14 protein-coding genes are annotated in these 18,406 nt (G+C 54.4%); 2 read left to right on the forward strand and 12 right to left on the reverse strand.

The features are described 5' to 3' along the window. Positions 1–19: 19 nt before the first annotated feature. Positions 20–787, reverse strand: a complete 768-nt coding sequence (locus tag BAA01_13950; GenBank protein ID OUM88106.1) for an ABC transporter ATP-binding protein — start codon at positions 785–787, stop codon at positions 20–22. Positions 788–1,110: 323 nt separating this feature from the next. Here BAA01_13950 and BAA01_13955 point away from each other — a divergent pair, with 323 nt between their 5' ends. Continuing rightward, on the forward strand, positions 1,111–1,998 hold the full coding sequence (locus tag BAA01_13955; GenBank protein ID OUM88107.1) for a lipid kinase: 888 nt from the start codon (positions 1,111–1,113) through the stop codon (positions 1,996–1,998). 47 nt (positions 1,999–2,045) lie between these two features. On the opposite strand, the gene BAA01_13960 is transcribed toward BAA01_13955, so the two are convergent. Then, positions 2,046–3,131: a ribulose phosphate epimerase gene (locus BAA01_13960; protein ID OUM88108.1), complete on the reverse strand. Its 1,086-nt coding sequence runs from the start codon at positions 3,129–3,131 to the stop codon at positions 2,046–2,048. 21 nt (positions 3,132–3,152) lie between these two features. Beyond that, positions 3,153–4,376, reverse strand: coding sequence for an alcohol dehydrogenase (locus BAA01_13965; GenBank protein OUM88109.1), 1,224 nt, complete (start codon positions 4,374–4,376; stop codon positions 3,153–3,155). A 1,572-nt stretch (positions 4,377–5,948) separates the two neighbouring features. Here BAA01_13965 and BAA01_13970 point away from each other — a divergent pair. Further along, a complete protein-coding gene (locus BAA01_13970) occupies positions 5,949–7,643 on the forward strand; it encodes a hypothetical protein (GenBank protein ID OUM88129.1) in 1,695 nt (564 codons plus the stop codon). Positions 7,644–7,921: 278 nt separating this feature from the next. Here BAA01_13970 and BAA01_13975 read toward each other — a convergent pair whose 3' ends face one another. From BAA01_13975 to BAA01_14015, 9 genes are all read right to left on the reverse strand, one after another. After that, entirely contained in the window at positions 7,922–9,298 is a 1,377-nt protein-coding gene (locus BAA01_13975) for a 23S rRNA (uracil-5-)-methyltransferase RumA (GenBank protein OUM88130.1), read from the reverse strand. Positions 9,299–9,537: 239 nt separating this feature from the next. Then, a complete protein-coding gene (locus BAA01_13980) occupies positions 9,538–10,701 on the reverse strand; it encodes an acetyl-CoA acetyltransferase (GenBank protein OUM88110.1) in 1,164 nt (387 codons plus the stop codon). Between the two features lie 76 nt (positions 10,702–10,777). Beyond that, a complete protein-coding gene (locus BAA01_13985; protein ID OUM88111.1) occupies positions 10,778–11,560 on the reverse strand; it encodes a gluconate 5-dehydrogenase in 783 nt (260 codons plus the stop codon). A 94-nt stretch (positions 11,561–11,654) separates the two neighbouring features. Further along, complete coding sequence (locus BAA01_13990; protein OUM88131.1) at positions 11,655–13,334, reverse strand: hypothetical protein; 1,680 nt, start codon at positions 13,332–13,334, stop codon at positions 11,655–11,657. A gap of 43 nt (positions 13,335–13,377) precedes the next feature. Beyond that, positions 13,378–14,133: a short-chain dehydrogenase gene (locus BAA01_13995; protein OUM88112.1), complete on the reverse strand. Its 756-nt coding sequence runs from the start codon at positions 14,131–14,133 to the stop codon at positions 13,378–13,380. Positions 14,134–14,189: 56 nt separating this feature from the next. Beyond that, positions 14,190–15,323 (reverse strand): hypothetical protein, encoded by a 1,134-nt coding sequence (locus tag BAA01_14000; GenBank protein ID OUM88113.1) that lies wholly within the window; start codon positions 15,321–15,323, stop codon positions 14,190–14,192. 12 nt (positions 15,324–15,335) lie between these two features. Next, entirely contained in the window at positions 15,336–16,523 is a 1,188-nt protein-coding gene (locus tag BAA01_14005; protein ID OUM88114.1) for a hypothetical protein, read from the reverse strand. 241 nt (positions 16,524–16,764) lie between these two features. Next, entirely contained in the window at positions 16,765–17,529 is a 765-nt protein-coding gene (locus tag BAA01_14010) for a hypothetical protein (GenBank protein OUM88115.1), read from the reverse strand. Between the two features lie 47 nt (positions 17,530–17,576). Continuing rightward, complete coding sequence (locus BAA01_14015; GenBank protein OUM88116.1) at positions 17,577–18,095, reverse strand: hypothetical protein; 519 nt, start codon at positions 18,093–18,095, stop codon at positions 17,577–17,579. Between the last annotated feature and the right edge of the window lie 311 nt (positions 18,096–18,406).

Genomic DNA, 18,406 nt, shown 5'->3' on the forward strand with positions numbered 1-18,406 from the left:
CACCCGTCGTGGCCGTTTCTCATACCGCTTCCTGGCCCAGATACGCTTCGATCACACGCGGATCATTTTGCACCTCTTCCGGTTTGCCGTAACCGATGCGCCTGCCGAAATCCAGAACCGCGATGCGGTGGGAAAGCTCCATGACAACACCCATATCATGTTCGATGAGGACGACGGTGATGCCTCGCTCCTCGTTAATATCCAGGATGAAACGCGCCATATCCTCTTTTTCTTCGTTGTTCATCCCTGCCATCGGCTCATCCAGGAGCAGCAACTTCGGTTCCGAAACCAAAGCCCTTCCCAGTTCAACCCGCTTTTGCAAACCGTACGGCAACATGCCTACAGGCTGGTGGCGAATATGCTCAATTTCCAAAAAATCGATCACATCCTCCACCGCTTCCCTGTGGGCCACTTCTTCCCGCTGCGCTTTTCCCCAGTAGAGGCCGCCGGAAAGAATGCCCGTCTTCATCAGCACATGGCGGCCCAGCATCAGGTTTTCCAAGACCGTCATGTGCTTAAACAGCTCGATGTTCTGAAAGGAGCGCGCAATGCCCAGCGCCGTACGCTGATAGGGCTTCATTTTCGTGATCTCTTTACCGTCAAAGTAAATGGAACCTCCCGACGGTTTATAGAGGCCGCTGATGCAATTGAGCATACTGGTCTTCCCCGCTCCGTTGGGGCCAATGAGGGAAAAAATCTCATTCTCTTCGACAGAGAAACTGACATCGGTTAAAACCTTGACGCCTCCGAATTGCAAAGAGACCTGATCGACATCCAACAGCCCCATCGTGAACCCCCTTGTTGATGTGGTTATCTCAACTACATCATTATCATCCAAAAGTTAGATTAGTTTGTCAAGTAATAGATCGATTCTTTCCAAATTTTTTATTACACATTTTTAAACTTTTGTTCTTAATATTTATGTTATTATTTTATAGTTTGAACAATCCTTCAAATACAAAACGGATCGACATGGAAATGGATCGCCTCCATGCGTTATACTTTTTGCATCAATCAATATTGCGAGATTCCGACAAACGCTGCGGGGTGGATTAAGGGGCCAGCGGCACGTCAAAAATAATGTCAACAACGCAGATAGCGAGGGATGGCATGATCTGTTTTATTGTCAACGGCGTTTCTGGCAACGGCAGGGGACACCGGGTGTGGAAACACGTAGAGCGGCTGCTTTTGGAAAAACAAGTGGATTATGATGTGGTGTTTACGGAGGGGCCCAAACATGCGACCCATATCGCCAGGGAACTGGCACAACAAAAAAACGTCCGCGCCGTGATCGCCATTGGCGGGGACGGTACCTTGCACGAGGTAGCCAACGGCTTGGCGGGATCGGAAATCCCGCTCGGCTCCATCCCGGCGGGATCGGGCAATGACTTTGCCAGAGCATTGCAAATACCGAAACAACGCAAACGAGCGCTAGAGCGCGTGTTGTCTGGAGAAAAACAGCAAATCGACCTCGCCTATATCAACCAGGATATCTTTCTCATTGCCGCCGGGATCGGGTTTGACGCGCAAGTGGCAAAAGCGACAAACCAGTCACGATACAAGAAATGGCTGAATCTCTTCCGGTTAGGATCGGTCAGTTATGTCGTGGGTTTTTTCAAGGAGTTGTTCCGTTTCCGACCTGCGGAAGTACGCCTGGTTATTGATGAACGGGAACATACCTTCAAAGATGTGTGGCTCGTCGCCGTCGCCAATACCCCGTACTATGGGGGCGGCATGATGATCTGTCCACAGGCGAAATGTGACGATGGCCTGCTGCATGTATGTGTCGTTCACGGAATTTCCCGTTGGAAATTGCTCACCTTGTTCCCTCGCGTCTTTTTCGGGACACATATCTATCACCGGGCTGTGACGATAGTGACAGGACAGCGGTTCAAGATCACCTCGTCGGTTCCGCTGACCGTCCACGGTGACGGGGAGATTCTCGGCGAGACCCCATTGGAATTGGATATCAAACAAAAGGGCCTTTACATCGTATAAGCGAGAGGAGAATAAGCCAGAGGAACATCCTGCCCTTATTTTTTTGCTCATGTCATCGGGACTTGTCGAATGATGCGGCCGTCAATCCGCTCAAAGATGTCTTCCAATGAGCGTCCGGTAATCGTTAAACCATGGTTCTTCAAGCCAATGATCGCCCTGGCCGGATCGTCCGATTGGCTGACCAATTCTGACACCGATTTTGCCAATTCCCATGTGCCGCAAGGGTAATTGATCTCGGTCGAAGAGATCCCGTCCATCCAGGCGTGGATATGAACAATCGCCTTGACCTCGGGATGGCGTCTGTAAATCATCCAATGCTCGATCGCGTCGACAGACACCCTCCGGGGTTCGATGTTCGGCGGGATATGGAGGATCATCGCGTTTCGTTCCTCACAATAATCGTCTACGAGCAGGATGTCCCGTCCGATCACCCGCATATCTGCCTTGTTTACCCCGCTGGCGCTCATCCAAAACCGCTGGCCATCTTTGCGCGCGCTGAGATTGCCGTAACTTAACCCGCCAATCCCGTACAGCCGCTTCACGTGCCGCAAATCCTGCTCCGTAAGCAGCTCTTCCAAAGGAAATGGAGCTGGCAACAGATTCAACTCGTCCAATTTTCTCCCTGCCTCCCGCAGTTGGAGGGTTATTTCGTCGCCGTCCCACCATTCTTCAGGCAAATTGGGGTGAAATTCGTTGTTGATCACCAAACGGGAAGTGGCTAAAGGGATCAACCTTTCTACAACGCACTGAAAAAACGCCTGATCATCACCATTTTCATAAGCGATCGAGTAGCATCCGCGTTCCAGGGTAATGAAATAAAGTTCAAGCCTTTCCTTTGCATGCACCATGTACAACAACAGATTGGACAGCGTTCGCACCAGGATCGGGTAGCCTGCCTTCAAAATGTTGTAGGGAATTTGATCTGTCTCTGCCACGGCGACACAAAAAGTGGCTTGCGCTTTGCGGCGATACGGCTTCATGTTTCCCCCATCTAAGACATTAAAAATCACGCGTGTGTTCTCCGCAGGTTCTTTACAATATTGAAACCCGTTGGCCATTAACTCCTCTGTGATGCCGTTGCACAGCCATTTCCCTTTTGGACTGTTTACCTCTCCGACAAAAGAAAAATTCATACGGAATGCCCCCTGACGTTTTTACGGTTCAAAAACAACTTTGATCGCTTTGGTCTTTCCCTTGCCGGCGGCGGTGGCAAGCGCCTCACGGTAATGGTCCAAGGGGAAGCGATGGGTCACCAATGGCGCCAAGTCCGCTTTTCCCGCGCTGAGAAGGTCGATGGCCACGTCGTAGGTCCGCCGGCGCTGGCCGCGATATTCTTCCGTGCTGCAGGCAAAACTGCCCTTTATTTCCAATTCATTCAACCAAATCGGTGTCCAATCCACTTTCTGGGGAATGCTCGCCACGCCAAGCAAGTGCACTTTCCCTCCGCTCTTTGCGAAGCGCAGCGCATCGTTGATGCTTTGATCTTTGCCGACACACTCGTAGACCACGTCGGCGCCTCCTTGGATGACCGCACGGCCGAAAATCGGCTTTAACACCTTCGCGCCGAGAATGTCGGCCAGCCGGCGTTCGTAATCCCCATCGGAATTCATCAGAACCACTTCATCGGCGCCGTATCGGCCGGCCAATTCCGCCTGAAACGGATGCTTCGCCAAGACGGCGACACGCGCTTGGATATCAAGCGCGCGGAGAGCGGCCAACACGCAAATCCCGATCACCCCTGCACCAACAATCAGGACGGTTTGCCCTTTTTTGGGCGGGTCGCGCATGATGCCGTGCAAGGCGGTGGCGAACGGATCGATCATCACCGCGTTCAAATCACTGACTTCCGCAGGCAGCTTGAGAATCTGACTGCGGTGAGCGACCAAACGGGAACTCCAACCTCCGCCTGTATCCCGGCAGGCGCCAATCAGCAAACCCGGTGAGACAATGCCCGCGGTCATTCGTTCGCACAGGCTCAAATCGCCCCGCAGACAGGCCTGACAAGGCTCGCGAAACCCTCTTGCTTCACATGACAAGATGGGATCTACGACCACCCGCTCCCCGATCGACAGGTCTTTGACCTCACTCCCAGCCTCTTCGATGACGCCAACGATTTCATGGCCGATGGTGAAGGGAAAGGAAGCGTAGGGTGAAGTGGCCGGGCTGTCGTGGAGAAAGATGAGGTTGAGATCACTGCCGCAGATGCCGCAATACTTGACCCGCACCTTCACCCATTCTTGATTGGGCAAAGCCGGTTCCACGACGTCGCGGTAGGAAAGACATGACATCGGCCCGAAATATACGGACGGAAAAAAACGTCCGATTGCCTTGCTGAAAACGTAATGCACCTTGTTGACCTCAAATTGGACAGCTTTCAAATTTGAGACTTCCTCCCACGATGCTGGCGGTCAATGCTACACCGACACATCCATGATCACAACGTGTATGTGTCTAGGCTTCGCGCCGCCAGACTGGCGAACACTGGCAGGCACGCACCTTTTTTCCTTAGTTTTTTCCAGACAGCATCTGATTTATCCGTTGAGCGCAAGAAAATGAGCGCAAGAAAAAGCCCTCACCAAAGCGAGGGAGGGCTGAAGATAAGGCAAGAGCGATAAATTTTTCAATCAATTGAATGATGTCAATTATATTGTTTTCGTGTACAAATTGTTATATAGTATATAATTACCAATATCTGATAATTATGATGTGGGATTCGCAATAGTGAGGAAATCAGCGAGGGAATCACAATGGTCAAGCAAAAACGCATCATGGCCGACATCCTAAATAAAAGAGTGGTATTCGTCACCGCATGCAGTCTGCTCGTATTGGTGCTTTCCTTCGTCTTTTACCCCCACCTGCCCAAAAACCTCTCTCAATATCCGTCTCTCTATGTGTTGTTGGAGCTGTTATCCATTCTGGTGAGCGTGTTAATTTTCATCATTGGCTGCCACTCTTATCAATATAACCATTCTCCTTTCGTTTTGCTGATCGCGGTTCCGTTTCTGGAGGTCGGATTGCTGGATTTGGCTCATATCTTGTCTTTTCTTGGCATGACGGATCTGGCCACATCGATTTCTCCCGAAAAAGCCGTCTACTTTTGGTTAGGGGCTCGCTTGGTTGAAAGCCTGTCGATTTTGGTCGTGCTCTTTTGGCCTTGGAAACGGTTTTATCGTCCTTGGTTCAAAAGCATGCTCATCTTGATTTGTTTTTCGTCCTTATTCTTGATCATGGGGATTGTGTTTTTGGGGGAAAATCTCTTTTCCGCTGCTTTTCGTGAAACATATGGCTCCACCTGGCTTAAGCAAGGAATGGAGATGGGTGTCATAATATTGCATCTGTGGGCCGCATGGCTGGTGTTGCGTCGGGAAAAACTTCCCGCTATTTTGCGGTCCCCGTCCTTTTTGCTCTTCATCTTGGTGGCAGGAATCGGAGAAGTGTTTTTCATGTACTATCATCAAGCCTCTCACGATTTTCTGCTTCTGCTAGGTCTTGTATATAAAGCCGTCGCACATGGTTTTCTTCTGCCAACCATCCTGACGCACGGCATCCAGGCCCCTTATGAACGGCTGAAACGTTCGGAACAAAAAAGAATGGAGCATGAAAAACAATTGGAGACCATACTTGCCCATACGGAGATAGCCATATTCGCAACAGATCCGCTCGGCAAGATTCAGATCGTCAACCCGATGGCCGAAAAGTTGATTGGATGGCCACCGGAACGGTTGATTGGAAAACCCATCGACGAGATTTGCCAAATCTATCATCCATTATCCGGGGAAGACTGTACCTACAAATTGAGGCAAGCCTTACAATGCCAAGACAAGTGGGAGTTTCCCCTCACTTTTCATTTAAAAAACAGAAGCGGAAACCAAATTCCCGTCGAAATGCAAATGACCATCCTTGCCCAATCGATTTCCGTTCCAATCGGGGCCATCATCACTTTACGCGATCTGACAGAAAAAAAACGTTATGAAACACAAGAAAGGGTATCAACCAGGATACTGGAAAACATGTCAGAAGGGGTGATCGTGACAGACCGCAACAGTTCAATCATTTCGGTCAACCAAGCGTTTACGCATATAACGGGATACAAGCAGGAAGAAGTACTGGGAACCACACCCGTCATCCTGTCGTCCGGCCTTCATAACCGGGAATTTTACAAAGAAATACGGCAGTCATTGAACCAATGCGGCATGTGGCACGGGGAAATTTGGGATCGAAAAAAGAATGGCGAGTTGTTTCTGGCAGAATTAAACATCACGGCCATCAAAGATGAAACCGGATTCGTCACGCATTTTGTAGGTTTTATTAAAGACATCACTGAAAAAAAGCGGTTGGAGGAACAAATTCGTTTTCAGGCTTATCACGATCCTTTAACGGGAATATCCAACCGTTCCGCATTTCTTGCCGAACTTGAGTCAGTCATCAACGAGGCCGAGCGAACGGGAAAACATTTGGCTGTCATCTTCATGGATTTAGATCGGTTTAAACAAATCAATGACAGCTTGGGGCACGAGGCAGGTGACCGTTTATTACAGAAGGTTGCCGAACGCTTGCTGAAGGGAGTCAAAGAGTATGATTGCGTTGCGCGATTCGGTGGTGATGAATTCGTTATCCTTGTCTCCGGATTTTCGGATCCTCAAGCAGTGAAAGTTGTTGCGCACCGCATTTTGGAAGAAATTGAACAACCATTCTACTTATACGGTCGGCCATATTTGATTGGGGCCAGCATTGGGATAAGCGTGTATCCAAAGGATGGAACAGATCAAGAAACGTTGATTCAAAATGCTGATCTCGCCATGTACCGGGCAAAGGAAAACGGCGGCGGCGTCGTTTTCTACGATGACGAAATGCAGGTATCCAACACCAATCGCATGCGGCTTGAAACGCTTTTGCGGAAGTCCATTCAAAATCCTGATTTCGAATTGCACTATCAACCGCAATTTCATGCCCAAACGGGCGAGATCATCGGGATAGAAGCATTGATTCGCTGGAAGCCGGCAGGAAATGATCCGATTCCTCCCAGCACGTTTATTCCAATCGCCGAAGAAACCGGATTAATCAAGCCGATTGAACGCTGGGTTTTACAAACGGCCTGTCGGCAATTTTCGAAATGGCAATGGGAACTGAAACGACCGATTCGTCTTGCGGTAAATATTTCCACATCACAATTCCAACAAAGCGATTTTGTTGATCACGTGAGAGAAATACTGCAAATCACCCAAATGAAACCGGAATCGCTGGAATTAGAAATCACGGAAAGCGTGTTTATGAATCACCCTGAAGAAGCAATCGAAACGATGCGTTCATTGAAATGCTTAGGTATCCGAATCGCGATTGACGACTTTGGCACCGGATACTCGTCGCTGCGCTATCTAAAAGATTTTCCTGTGGACACGCTCAAAATTGACCGCAGTTTCACCCAAAGCATCGAAAAGAACCGGGCAACGTTCTCCATCGTCAAAGCGATTCTGCAAATGGCCCACGATTTACGGATCTCGGTGATCGCAGAAGGGATCGAAACCCCTCAACAAAGAAAGATTTTGCAAAGGCTGGACTGTGAAGGGCCGCAGGGTTTTCTGTTGAGTCCGCCGCTAACGACGAAGGAAATATCGGAACGGTTGTTCAGAGCAAATTCCCGATAAGGCTTTTTTGCGCACAGACGGCGGCGCGGATCATGCAGCGGCGTTTGGCTCATCATGCGGATTCGGTTCATGTTTTTCCAGTGGCCTGGACACCGAATGCCCCGACTCGAGACGCTGCAAGGCAAACTTGTCCCAATCATCACGTGAATCATTTGTATCCGCTTGCTTTTGCCGGTCGGGAGATCAGGATTTCTCACTGGCATGCTCTGGTTGGCAATGGGGATGGGTATCTAATTTTTTGAGATTAAAAGCAGTGGCTGCACGATCAAAAAGTTCATTCAATCTTTTCTGACCAACAGTGTGACACTCTCCACATGCACCGTCTGCGGAAACATGTCCACCGGCTGTACTTCCGCAACCACATATCCATGTTCGGACAAATATTTCAAATCCCTGGCCAGTGTGGCCGGGTTGCAGGAGACATACACCACCCGGCGGGGACGCATCTCCAAAATGGCCATAAGCAACGGCTCGCCGCACCCCTTCCGCGGCGGGTCCACCACCATCACATCGGCGCGCAAACCCTGGCTGGCCCACTCGGGAATCACCGTTTCTGCCTCCCCTGCGACAAAGGTCACGTTCTGCATCTGATTCAGCGCCGCGTTGCGGCGGGCGTCAGCCACGGCCTCCGGGACCACCTCCACCCCGTACACATGCCGCGCCTTTTGGGCAAGAAACAGCGAGATGGTGCCAATCCCGCAATATGCGTCGATCACCACCTCTTCCCCGGTCAACGCCGCATATTCCAGCGCTTTCCCATACAACACCTCTGTCTGCAGCGGGTTTACCTGGTAAAAAGAACGGGCGGAAATGGCAAACCGCACGTTGCCGATCCGGTCATAAATGACCTCCCTGCCCCAGAGCAGTTTGCTCCGTTCGCCCAAAATGACATTGGTCCTGCGCGTCTGGATGTTCTGGACCAGGCTTTGCAAACCGGGCACCTCTTCCCGAAGCCGGTTAAGCAGCTTCTCCCCGTGCGGCAGGCGCTCGCCATTGGTGACGAGCACCACCATCACCTCTCCCGTGGCAAAACCAGTTTTGACCACCACATGGCGCAACAGTCCCTGGTGACGCCCTTCATCGTATACCGGAATCTGCCATTCGCCGGCCCATTCGCGCACCAGACGCAGCACCCGGTCTGACACCTCATGCTGGATGCCGCATTGCTCAATCGGAATGATCTCATGGCTGCGGGGGGCGTAAAATCCGGACACAACCTGGCCATTCCTTTGTCCAACGGGAACCTGTGACTTGTTCCGGTATCGCCATGGAGCCGACATGCCAATCGTCGGGTGAACCAACACATCAGACAACCCTCCGATGCGCTGCAGGCTGTCCACCACCCACTGCCGCTTCCATTCCAGTTGTTTTGCATACGAAAGATGCTGCAACTGGCACCCGCCGCATCGTTTATATACCGGACAAACCGGTTCTGCCCGATCGGGACTGGGTGAACGCAGCTCAAGCAGGCGGCCATAACCGTACTGTTTCTTTACCTTGACCACCTTCGCCAAAATCTTCTCTCCCGGCAACACCCCCGGAACGAACAAGGTAAATCCGTTCACTCTTCCGACGCCGTAGCCATCGTTGCTGAACCCGGTGATCTCTATCTCATAAACCTCATTCTTTGCCACATGCGGTTCTTGTCTTGTCAATTTTTCCATCACCCGTTTCCATGACCATCAGAATCGGATGCACTACATCCTGATACATCCTGATTGGCGTGGTTCTGATCCATAGGGTGCCCATCGGCATCCTCCCACAGCAGTAGCCTGCGGGCTTTCTCGCCACGGTTATTGTAACCGATACCCCATCAGTAACCTACACCAAAAGCAAAGCACCTGACAACATGGATGCTGTCAGGTGCTTGATGTCAACATAAGCCGTTCGCAGCTTACCGCTCAAGCAGCACGGCAATTCCCTGCCCTCCGCCGATACAGGCCGTGACGATTCCCCGCTTGACGTCGCGGCGTTTCATTTCATAGACCAGCTTGGTGACCAGCATGGCGCCCGTGGCGGCAATCGGATGGCCATGCGCGATGGCGCCGCCGTTGACATTGACCTTCTCCCAATCCAGGTGCAGCTCCCGATCGCAGGCCAGCACCTGCACCGCGAAGGCTTCGTTGAGCTCAATCAGATCGATGTCATCCAGCGTGAGCCCCTCTTTCTTCAGCAACTTCTTCACGGCAGGCACCGGGCCGATACCCATGATGTTGGGATCCACCCCGGCGACCGCATAGCTGCGGACGCTGGCCATGATTTCCAATCCCCGCTGTTCCGCCAGTTTCCGTTCCATCACGATCAGCGCGGAAGCGCCATCGTTGACCCCGGAGGAGTTCCCCGCCGTCACCGTGCCCCCTTTCTTAAAGGCTGGAGGCAGCTTGGCCAGAGCTTCCAGCGTGGTATCCGGACGGGGGTGTTCATCGGTGTCGAAAAGGATGGGGTCGCCCTTGCGCTGCGGCACCTGGATGGGCACGATCTGCTCTTTGAAATAGCCTTCCCGCATCGCGTGGGCCATCCGCTGCTGGCTCCGCAGCGCATACTCATCCTGCTCCTCGCGGGAGATATTGTATTTTTCCGCCAGGTTCTCGGCCGTGATCCCCATCGGCGGATTGCCGATATGTTCGGGCGACAAGAGCCGGTTGACAAACTTGGGCGGCATCCGGTCGAAGGCTTTGGAAGGGGGCTCCATCAAATAGGGGGCCCGGGTCATGCTTTCGGTCCCGCCCGCGACAAAAATGTCACCGCTGCCGGCCTGGACCGCTTGCGCCGCCAGGGCGACCGCATTCATCCCTGAACCGCATTGGCGATCAATGGTGATCCCGGGGATATCGAGGGGCAAACCGGCTTGCAAGGCCGTGAGGCGGGCGGCGTTTCCTCCTCCCGACAACACGTTGCCCATGATCACATCATCGATTTCCTGCGGATCCACATTGGCCCTGCGGATCGCCTCCTTGACCACCTCCGCGCCATAAATGTGCGGCAACAGATCCTTGAGCGCCCCTCCTGCCCGGGCAATGGGCGTTCGTACGGCAGATACAATGACAGCTTCCCGCATGACGATTCCTCCTGAATGTTAGATATTTTTTACATTCTTCCACGCTATCCTATCCTGCGATTCCGCTATCCGTCTGTCAAGCCCTGGCCCCGCCGTCCACAGGGATCACAACGCCCGTGATAAACTTGGAGGCGTCAGAGGCCAAAAGCACCGTTACGCCTTTCAAGTCATTTTCATCGCCGATCCGGCCCATGGGCGAATGTTGCTTGACCTTGTCCCCCACCATCTCCAGTACGCCCTTTGTCATCTTGGTCGGGAAGAACCCAGGCGCGATGGCGTTCACGGTGATGTTGTGCCGCGCCCATTTGACAGCCAGGTCGCGGGTGAATGTGATCACCGCCCCCTTGCTGGCGCTGTAGCCGATGGCGTTGAGGATTTCCGGCGGTTCGCCTTTCAGGCCGGCCACGGAGGCAATGTTGATGATCTTGCCGTACTTGTTTTCGATCATGGAACGGCCAACCGCCTGCGACATGAGGAAAATCCCCTTGACATTGACGTCAAACACCAGATCCCATTTGTCCTCCGGCATCTCCAGCACATCGGCTCCCCAAGAGGTGCCGCTGTTGTTTATCAAAATGTGAATCTGGCCAAATTTGTCCAGCGTATGTTGGACCACTTTTTGCACATCCGCCGCGTCGGCCACGTTGCAGGCCATCGCTTCCGCATTGGCTCCTTTTTTCCGCAACTCTTCGGCTACTTCCTCACAGTTTTCCACCCGGCGTGAACAAAGGACAATATTGGAAAGCCCAGCCTCCACCAGCGCATGGGCCATCTGCTCGCCTAGCCCGCGCCCGCCGCCGGTGACAATGGCCGTTTTTCCCGACAAGTCGAACAGTTCCATGACATTCTTTCCTGCCATTTCTGCACGTTCCTTTCTCCCGGTAGTGTTTGGACAGTCGTCCCATCGTCGTTCATCGGCTGTTTCCTCGATGACGCGACATGCCCGCTCAAATTCAGGCCAATACAGGACGTGGCGTCCGTTCAATCATCACATTGAGCAGGTAAGGCTTCCGATGGCTGAAGGCTTCCTTGAGGGCCGCAGCCAATTGTTCGGCATTTTCAATCTGAAACGCTTCGATGCCAAAGGAAGCAGCCAGTTTTACCATGTCAACCGGGGGCTGATCCAGGTCCATCCCCGGAAAGACGCCCCGCCTGGCTGACTCCCCCTGAATGGACATCAGGCCACCCTTGAGAATCATGTAGCTGGTATTGTTGGCAATCAGAAAGATGACTGGCAACCGGTACCGGGCCGCATCCCAAAGCGCCTGAACGTAATAAAGGGAGGAACCGTCCCCGACAACCGCCACCACCCGTTCATCCGGCCGGCCCAATTGCACGCCCAGCGCGGCGGCCATCCCGTACCCCAGCCCGCCGCCTTTGAGCGCGTAGCGGCTTCCGGGGCGGGCGAGGGACAGGTAACGGTTGACAAAGCCGCCGGTGGTCACCGACTCATCCACCAGGATGAAGCGGTCATCCACAAAGCGGTTCAGCTCGGCCATCACAACGGCAGGGGACAGCGGGTTCTGACGACTGGCCGCAGCCAGTTCTTCCGCCTTTCGCGCCGTAAAGCGGGCGCTCTTTTCCTGAAGCCGGGTTTTAGCGGCCGCAAAGCGCTCCCGCTCGGCCGGTGAAGCGTGTTCTCCGATCCATGCCGTCCAGCTTTCAAGGACGGCGCGTGGATTCCCCAGGATCGGAAGATCCACATGCATGTTTTTGCCGATTTGCCTTGGGTCCAAATCGACGGCAATCACTGGGACACCAGGCTGCACCAGGGGCTTGTCGTAATAAAGGAGCGGCGCCTGGCTGGTGACGCCAAGCCAGACAACCAAGTCGGCTTCGGCATACACCCTGGCGATGTACGGGCCATTGGGCGGAAAGTTTCCGGCAAACTGCGGGTGATGAAAGGGAAAGTTCAGGCCGGCGCTCATGTGCTCCTGGTAAACCGGCGCCCCGATGAGTTCAGCCAGCCGGATCACGGCATCCACCGCACCGGTTTGGCTGACCCGGTCGCCGACGACGAGAACGGGATTCCTGGCCTGGCAGATCATCCGGGCCGCCTCCTCCACGCTTTGCGGATCGGCAAAGTGAAGCTGGCGGATCTCTGTCAACGGCAAAGGCAGGCGATCCGTTTCCTGCCACATCACATCCACGGGCAAGGAAAGAAAGACCGGCCCTTGCGGATGGGTTAAGGCCTCCTTGAAGGCCCGCTGCAAGACCACCTGCAATTCCTCCACCCGCGTCACTTCCCAGCTCCACTTGGTCACATCCCGGACCATATTGAGCATGTTCCCCCACAGCCCCGGTTCCTGCACCGCCAAACGCAAATCATGCTGGCCGGCCGTCACGACCAGAGGCACGTTGCTGCGCCAGGCTTCGTAAAGGTTTCCCAGGCCATGCGCCGTCCCGGGGGCGACGTGCAGGTTGACGACACCTGGCTTGCCTGTTGCCTGGGCGTAACCCATGGCCATCCCTACGGCGATATCCTCATGAAGGGCAAGGATGTACTCGATTTCCGGATAATGAACGAGACCGTCAATCAAAGGCAGCTCCGTGGTCCCCGGATTGCCGAACAGATACTTGACGCCGTATTCCCTGAAGGTTTGCAGGACCAGGTCTCTTCCCAGCAACAGGATCCCTCTTTTCCCTCTGATAAATCCTTCGATAAGACCTTCGTCATCATTTTTTGAACGAGGCCGCCCCGTCATCGACGAAGATCACGCTTCCGTTGACAAAGCTGGCCTCGTCACTGGCCAAAAAGGTGACCACGTTGGCCACTTCTTCCGGCGTGCCGGCACGGCGCCGCATCTGCGCCTGCTGAACCTTCTCCCAAATGTCGGGCATTTGCTTCCAGGCCGTGACGATGCCCGTCTCAATCAGCCCCGGCGCGATCGCCACCACCCGGATGTTGTAAGGGGCCAGATCCAGGGCAGCCGCTTTGGTCATCATGACCACTGCCGCCTTGCTGGCGTGATAGGGGAAATGCTTCCGATCGGCCAAAAAGCCGTACACCGAAGCGGTATTGATAATCACCCCGCCTCGTTCCTTCATCGCATTGCCGGCTGCCTTGATCCCGTAAAAGACGCCATGCTGGTTGACCGAAACCGTACGGTGGTACTCCTCCAGCGGCATGTCCAAAACCGAGGCCCGCGCACTGGAAATGCCCGCGTTGTTGAACATGACGTCCAACTGTCCGTAGCGGGAAAGCGCCTGATCCACAAGGGCCTGCACTTCTTCATAGTTGGCCGTGTTGGTTCGCACAAAGATCGCTTCCCCACCCGCTTCTTGAATGCTGCGTACGGTCGCCTCGCCACCCTCGGTCTGGACGTCGGCCACCACCACCTTTGCCCCTTCACGGGCAAAACGCTGTGCCGTTGCCCGGCCGATGCCACTTGCACCACCGGTGACAACGGCCACCTTTCCTGCCAGGCGCATTCAACCCTTCCCCCTTCTGGCGGCCTGAAACGGTTCAGGCCGGCGCGTATAGAATGTCAGGCCAATACCTCCGCCTTGATCGGATCCAGCGTGTAACGGGCAATCTTCTCCCGATGGGCATAGGCGTCTCCGAGGACAGAAGCGCTGCGACGGGCCCGCTTGAAGAACAGGTGCATGTCATTCTCCCAGGTAAAGCCGATGCCACCATGCATCTGGATGGCGTCGCCCGTCACCTGCGTCGCCGCATCGGAAGCGTACGACTTGGCGATGGAGACGCTCAGATCGGCATCCTCACTGTCGCTGTCCACGGCCCATCCCGCATACTCCACGGCTGCCTTGGCGCTTTCCACCAGCAGGAACATGTCAGCCGCCATGTGCTTGAGCGCCTGGAAGCGGGCGATTTCCGTCCCGAATTGCTTGCGCTGCTTGGTGTATTCCACCGCTTCGTAGAGCGCCCGCTCCGCCCCGCCGACCATTTCCGAAGAAATGAGCAGTGCGCCGAGCTGTTTCAGCTTTTCCATCAGCTTGTGCCCGACACCCATCCCCAGCCCTTTGACGATGGCCTTTGTCGTAAAGGTATACCGGTTCAGCGAGATTTCGTACAGCGGATAGGTTTCGTCCATCGACTTGCGATTGCGGACACTGACACCCGGATCCTTGGCGTCGATCACGATCACGGTCTCCTCATCCTGAGGGGTGTTGCCCATGCCGGCTACCGGCACACTGGCGATGATCGCATCCACATCCTCCGCAAACGGAATCTCCTTGAGCGTTCCGGACAATACAAACTGGTCCCCCTCCCGGTAGGCCCGCGCGTCCACCTCGCCCCAGGCGATGCTGAGGAGTTTCTGGCCGGATTCAACCGCATCGATCAACTCGCCGTGCTGCTTGCAGGTTTTCAACGCATACAGGCCGACCATGTTCTCCAGCAACGGGAACGGCAACAGGGCGCGCCCCGCCTCCTGGGCGATGAGCACCGCATTCAGCACGCCTTTGCCGCCCTCTTCCTGGGTGCCGTTGGGATCCAAAATGCCCAGCAAGCCCTGTTGCGCGATTAACCCCTGCAATTCCCTGGAAACCCTGGGCTGTTCCATGAATTTCCGGACATGTTCCGTGGTGCAGTGTTCCCGCAACATATCGCGGACACTGCGCTGAATCATCTTTTCTTCTTCGGTAAAGCCAAAAAACATGGTTCATCCACCTCACTTCGGCATGCCGAGAACCATCTCGGCGATGATGTTTTTCTGAATCTGGCTGGAACCGGCGTAAATGATCTCCCCACGCGAGGTGAGGTGAATCTGCTGGATCATGCCGCGGCTGACGCTGTCCTCACCCCAATAAGGTGCCTCCGGTCCGAGGATTTCCATCCCCAGGTTCCCCATCCGCACGTGCATCGTGCTCCAGTACAGTTTCTGCAACGAAGCGTCGGGACCCAGCTTGCCCTCATTCAACAGCTGGCTGATGGTTTTCAGGCCCAGGTAGCGGAAGATCCGGACCTCCGCCTGCATCTGCGCCAACCGCTGGCGGTAGTAGGGGTTGTCAATGGCCAGGCTCCCGTCCGGGGTCCGCTTCGTGGCGCTGACCCTGACGATTTCGTCCAGCTCCCGCTGGAAGCGCACCTGCCGCCCGAGCGCCAGCGTCCCCCGCTCAAATCCGAGGGTACTCATCGCCACTTTCCAGCCGTTGTTGACGCCGCCAACCACATTCTCCTTCGGAATCCGGACGTTGTCGAAGAACACCTCGTTGAAGTCCCGGTTGCCGTTCATCTGGACGAGCGGCCGGACCGTCACCCCGGGGCTGTTCATCGGCACGAGGAAGAACGTGATCCCCTTGTGCTTCGGCGCTTCGGTATCGGTACGGGCCAGGACGAAGCACCAGTCGGCATGGTGGGCGTAGCTGGTCCACACCTTCTGGCCGTTGATCACCCATTCATCGCCGTCCAGCACCGCCCGCGTCTGCAGACTGGCCAAGTCGGAACCGGCGTTGGGCTCGGAGAAGCCCTGGCACCAGACCTCCTCGCCCCGCAGCAAGGGTGGCAGGAAGCGCTTTTTTTGTTCCTCCGTGCCGTACATCAGCAGTGTCGGCCCCAGCAACAGCTTTCCGAGAACGTTGATGCTGTGCGGGGCGTTCACCTTCCCTGCCTCTTCGTCAAAAATAATCTCTTCCACAAAGGTCATCCCCTGGCCGCCGTATTCCTTCGGCCAGGACAACCCGGCAAACCCTGCATCGTACAATTTGCGTTCCCATTCCCTTAACCACTTGCCGCGTTCCTTCTCATCTTCCGGCAGCTTGAAATGGGGCGTGCCCCATCCCTTCGGCAGGTTCTCCTTCAGCCACTGGCGCACGCGCAAACGAAACTGTTCCTGCTCCGGCGTAAACGACAAATCCATCGATGTTCACCTCTTTGTCTGATGTGATGTACTGGTTGAATGCTCATTCATTTCGTCGGAAAAAAAGAACCCGATACCAAGGCCAATCCACAGATTGGCTCAGGGTATCCCCTTCCTGTGATGAGCGACAGATGTTAGCGGTTGCAAATTTTGAAATCAAGCTTATCTCTAAAAAAGCTTATCTCTAAAAAAATATAACACAACTTTTCCGGGATCTAAAAGGTGGTAATCGAACCTTCTCTCAACCTATTCTTCCGCCGTCTACCACCAGCGTCTGGCCGTTGACATAGGAAGAAGCGTCGGAAGCCAGGTAAAGCACGGCATTGAGAATGTCTTCCGGCACACCCAACCGTCCGACAAGGATCCGGGACTCATATTCACGCTTCTTTTCCTCGTTGGGCACCAGCACTTCCTCTGCGCCTTCGGTCAGAATCAAGCCGGGGGCAATCGCGTTCACGCGGATGCCGTACTTGGCCCATTCAATCGCCAGCGTCTGCGTCAGATTGATCACGCCGGCTTTCGCCGCCCCATACGCGCCCAGTCCGGGAGCCCCACGCAGTCCGGCCACCGAACTGATGTTGATGATCTTCCCGCCCCCCTGTTCCGCCATGATCGGACGCACCGCCCGGCAAGCGTGAAACACCTGGTTGAGGTTGTTTTGCACTACCGCGTTGAACCCGTTGGCGCTCAGTTCTTCCAGCGTATGCCCAAAGCTCCCTCCGGCGTTGTTGATGAGCACATCAATCCGGCCAAAGTGAAACTTGGCGGCCTCCATGAAGGCAGCCACTTCGTCATACAGCCGCATGTCTGCCTGGTAGGCCAGCACCTTTCCGCCCAGAGCCTTGATTTCCTCGACAATCGGCTGCAGCTTTTCCATCTTGCGGCTGTTGATCGCCACCTTGGCCCCTTCCTTGGCCAGGCCAATCGCCAGCGCCTTGCCGATGCCCTGCGAACTGCCAGTGACCACAATCACCTGATCGCGGACCGAAAAATCTGCCAGAGCCATCTCGATCCTCCCCATTGCGGTATTCAGACAACCTGTCTGTTCTGATGCTATGCGGATGATTCCGTGAAAATGCGGAATGTTCCCATGGCTTTGCAGACAGGCTCCCCGTTTTCATCGTAGACGGTTGTTTCAAGAACAGCCAGGCTTTTGCCGGCCTGGATCAGCTCGGTCCTGGCCGTCAGCTCCCTTCCCTTGGCCCCCTTCAGGTAGTGGATGTTCAGGTCCACCGTCACCTGCCGGCGAATGGTTCCGGGGTAAAGCATAAAGAGGGTCCGGCCCATGGCGTTGTCAACAAAAGTGGCCAATACGCCTCCATGCAAAATTCCCAGGCCATTGTACATTTCCCAGCGGACAGGCAACCGGGAAACCGTCGTCCTCTCCCCCGACGCCTCCGTTTCCATCCTCAGGTAACCCGCGATGACTTTTCCTTCCGGACCCCGTCTCCCGGAAAAAGCCTTATCCAAAATCTCCGCATAGTAATACAGGCTCTCCAGTTGCTGATCCGAAAAGCGTTCAATCCACTCCTTCAGTTGTTCTCTTTGCGCTTTGGCCGTTTGTATGTCCATCCTGCCTCCCGTCTCCGATCATCACGCGTGACTGATCACCGATATTTTTAACATGTTCGAAAAAATATTACTTTCTTAAATTGCAATATTAAATGCAACAAAACCACGGGTTCCATTATGTGGTAACCGTTATAGCCTTTTGTAGGCTTTATATTGGGTGGCGGGCATGATAGGCTGATTAGCTATGCGATGTGCCTTACCACCATCGCCCAATCGCAAGAAGTCATGCCCGCAGGGGCCCCATGTCAAGCCGTCGTTAGTGTCCTGCCATCACGAGTTTCCGGTTAAGCGATCTTTGCGATTTCTTCAGC

Origin of the sequence: Bacillus thermozeamaize, from assembly GCA_002159075.1 — a bacterium.
GTDB classification, from domain to species: domain Bacteria; phylum Bacillota; class Bacilli; order ZCTH02-B2; family ZCTH02-B2; genus Bacillus_BB; species Bacillus_BB thermozeamaize.

What these genes read in the sequence shown, in the direction of transcription:
- BAA01_13950 (OUM88106.1), bottom strand. Translation starts at nt 787, where the DNA reads ATGGGGCTGTTGGATGTCGATCAGGTCTCTTTGCAATTCGGAGGCGTC.
- BAA01_13955 (OUM88107.1), top strand. Translation starts at nt 1,111, where the DNA reads ATGATCTGTTTTATTGTCAACGGCGTTTCTGGCAACGGCAGGGGACAC.
- BAA01_13960 (OUM88108.1), bottom strand. Translation starts at nt 3,131, where the DNA reads ATGAATTTTTCTTTTGTCGGAGAGGTAAACAGTCCAAAAGGGAAATGG.
- BAA01_13980 (OUM88110.1), bottom strand. Translation starts at nt 10,701, where the DNA reads ATGCGGGAAGCTGTCATTGTATCTGCCGTACGAACGCCCATTGCCCGG.
- BAA01_13985 (OUM88111.1), bottom strand. Translation starts at nt 11,560, where the DNA reads ATGGCAGGAAAGAATGTCATGGAACTGTTCGACTTGTCGGGAAAAACG.
- BAA01_13995 (OUM88112.1), bottom strand. Translation starts at nt 14,133, where the DNA reads ATGCGCCTGGCAGGAAAGGTGGCCGTTGTCACCGGTGGTGCAAGTGGC.
- BAA01_14000 (OUM88113.1), bottom strand. Translation starts at nt 15,323, where the DNA reads ATGTTTTTTGGCTTTACCGAAGAAGAAAAGATGATTCAGCGCAGTGTC.
- BAA01_14005 (OUM88114.1), bottom strand. Translation starts at nt 16,523, where the DNA reads ATGGATTTGTCGTTTACGCCGGAGCAGGAACAGTTTCGTTTGCGCGTG.
- BAA01_14010 (OUM88115.1), bottom strand. Translation starts at nt 17,529, where the DNA reads ATGGCTCTGGCAGATTTTTCGGTCCGCGATCAGGTGATTGTGGTCACT.
- BAA01_14015 (OUM88116.1), bottom strand. Translation starts at nt 18,095, where the DNA reads ATGGACATACAAACGGCCAAAGCGCAAAGAGAACAACTGAAGGAGTGG.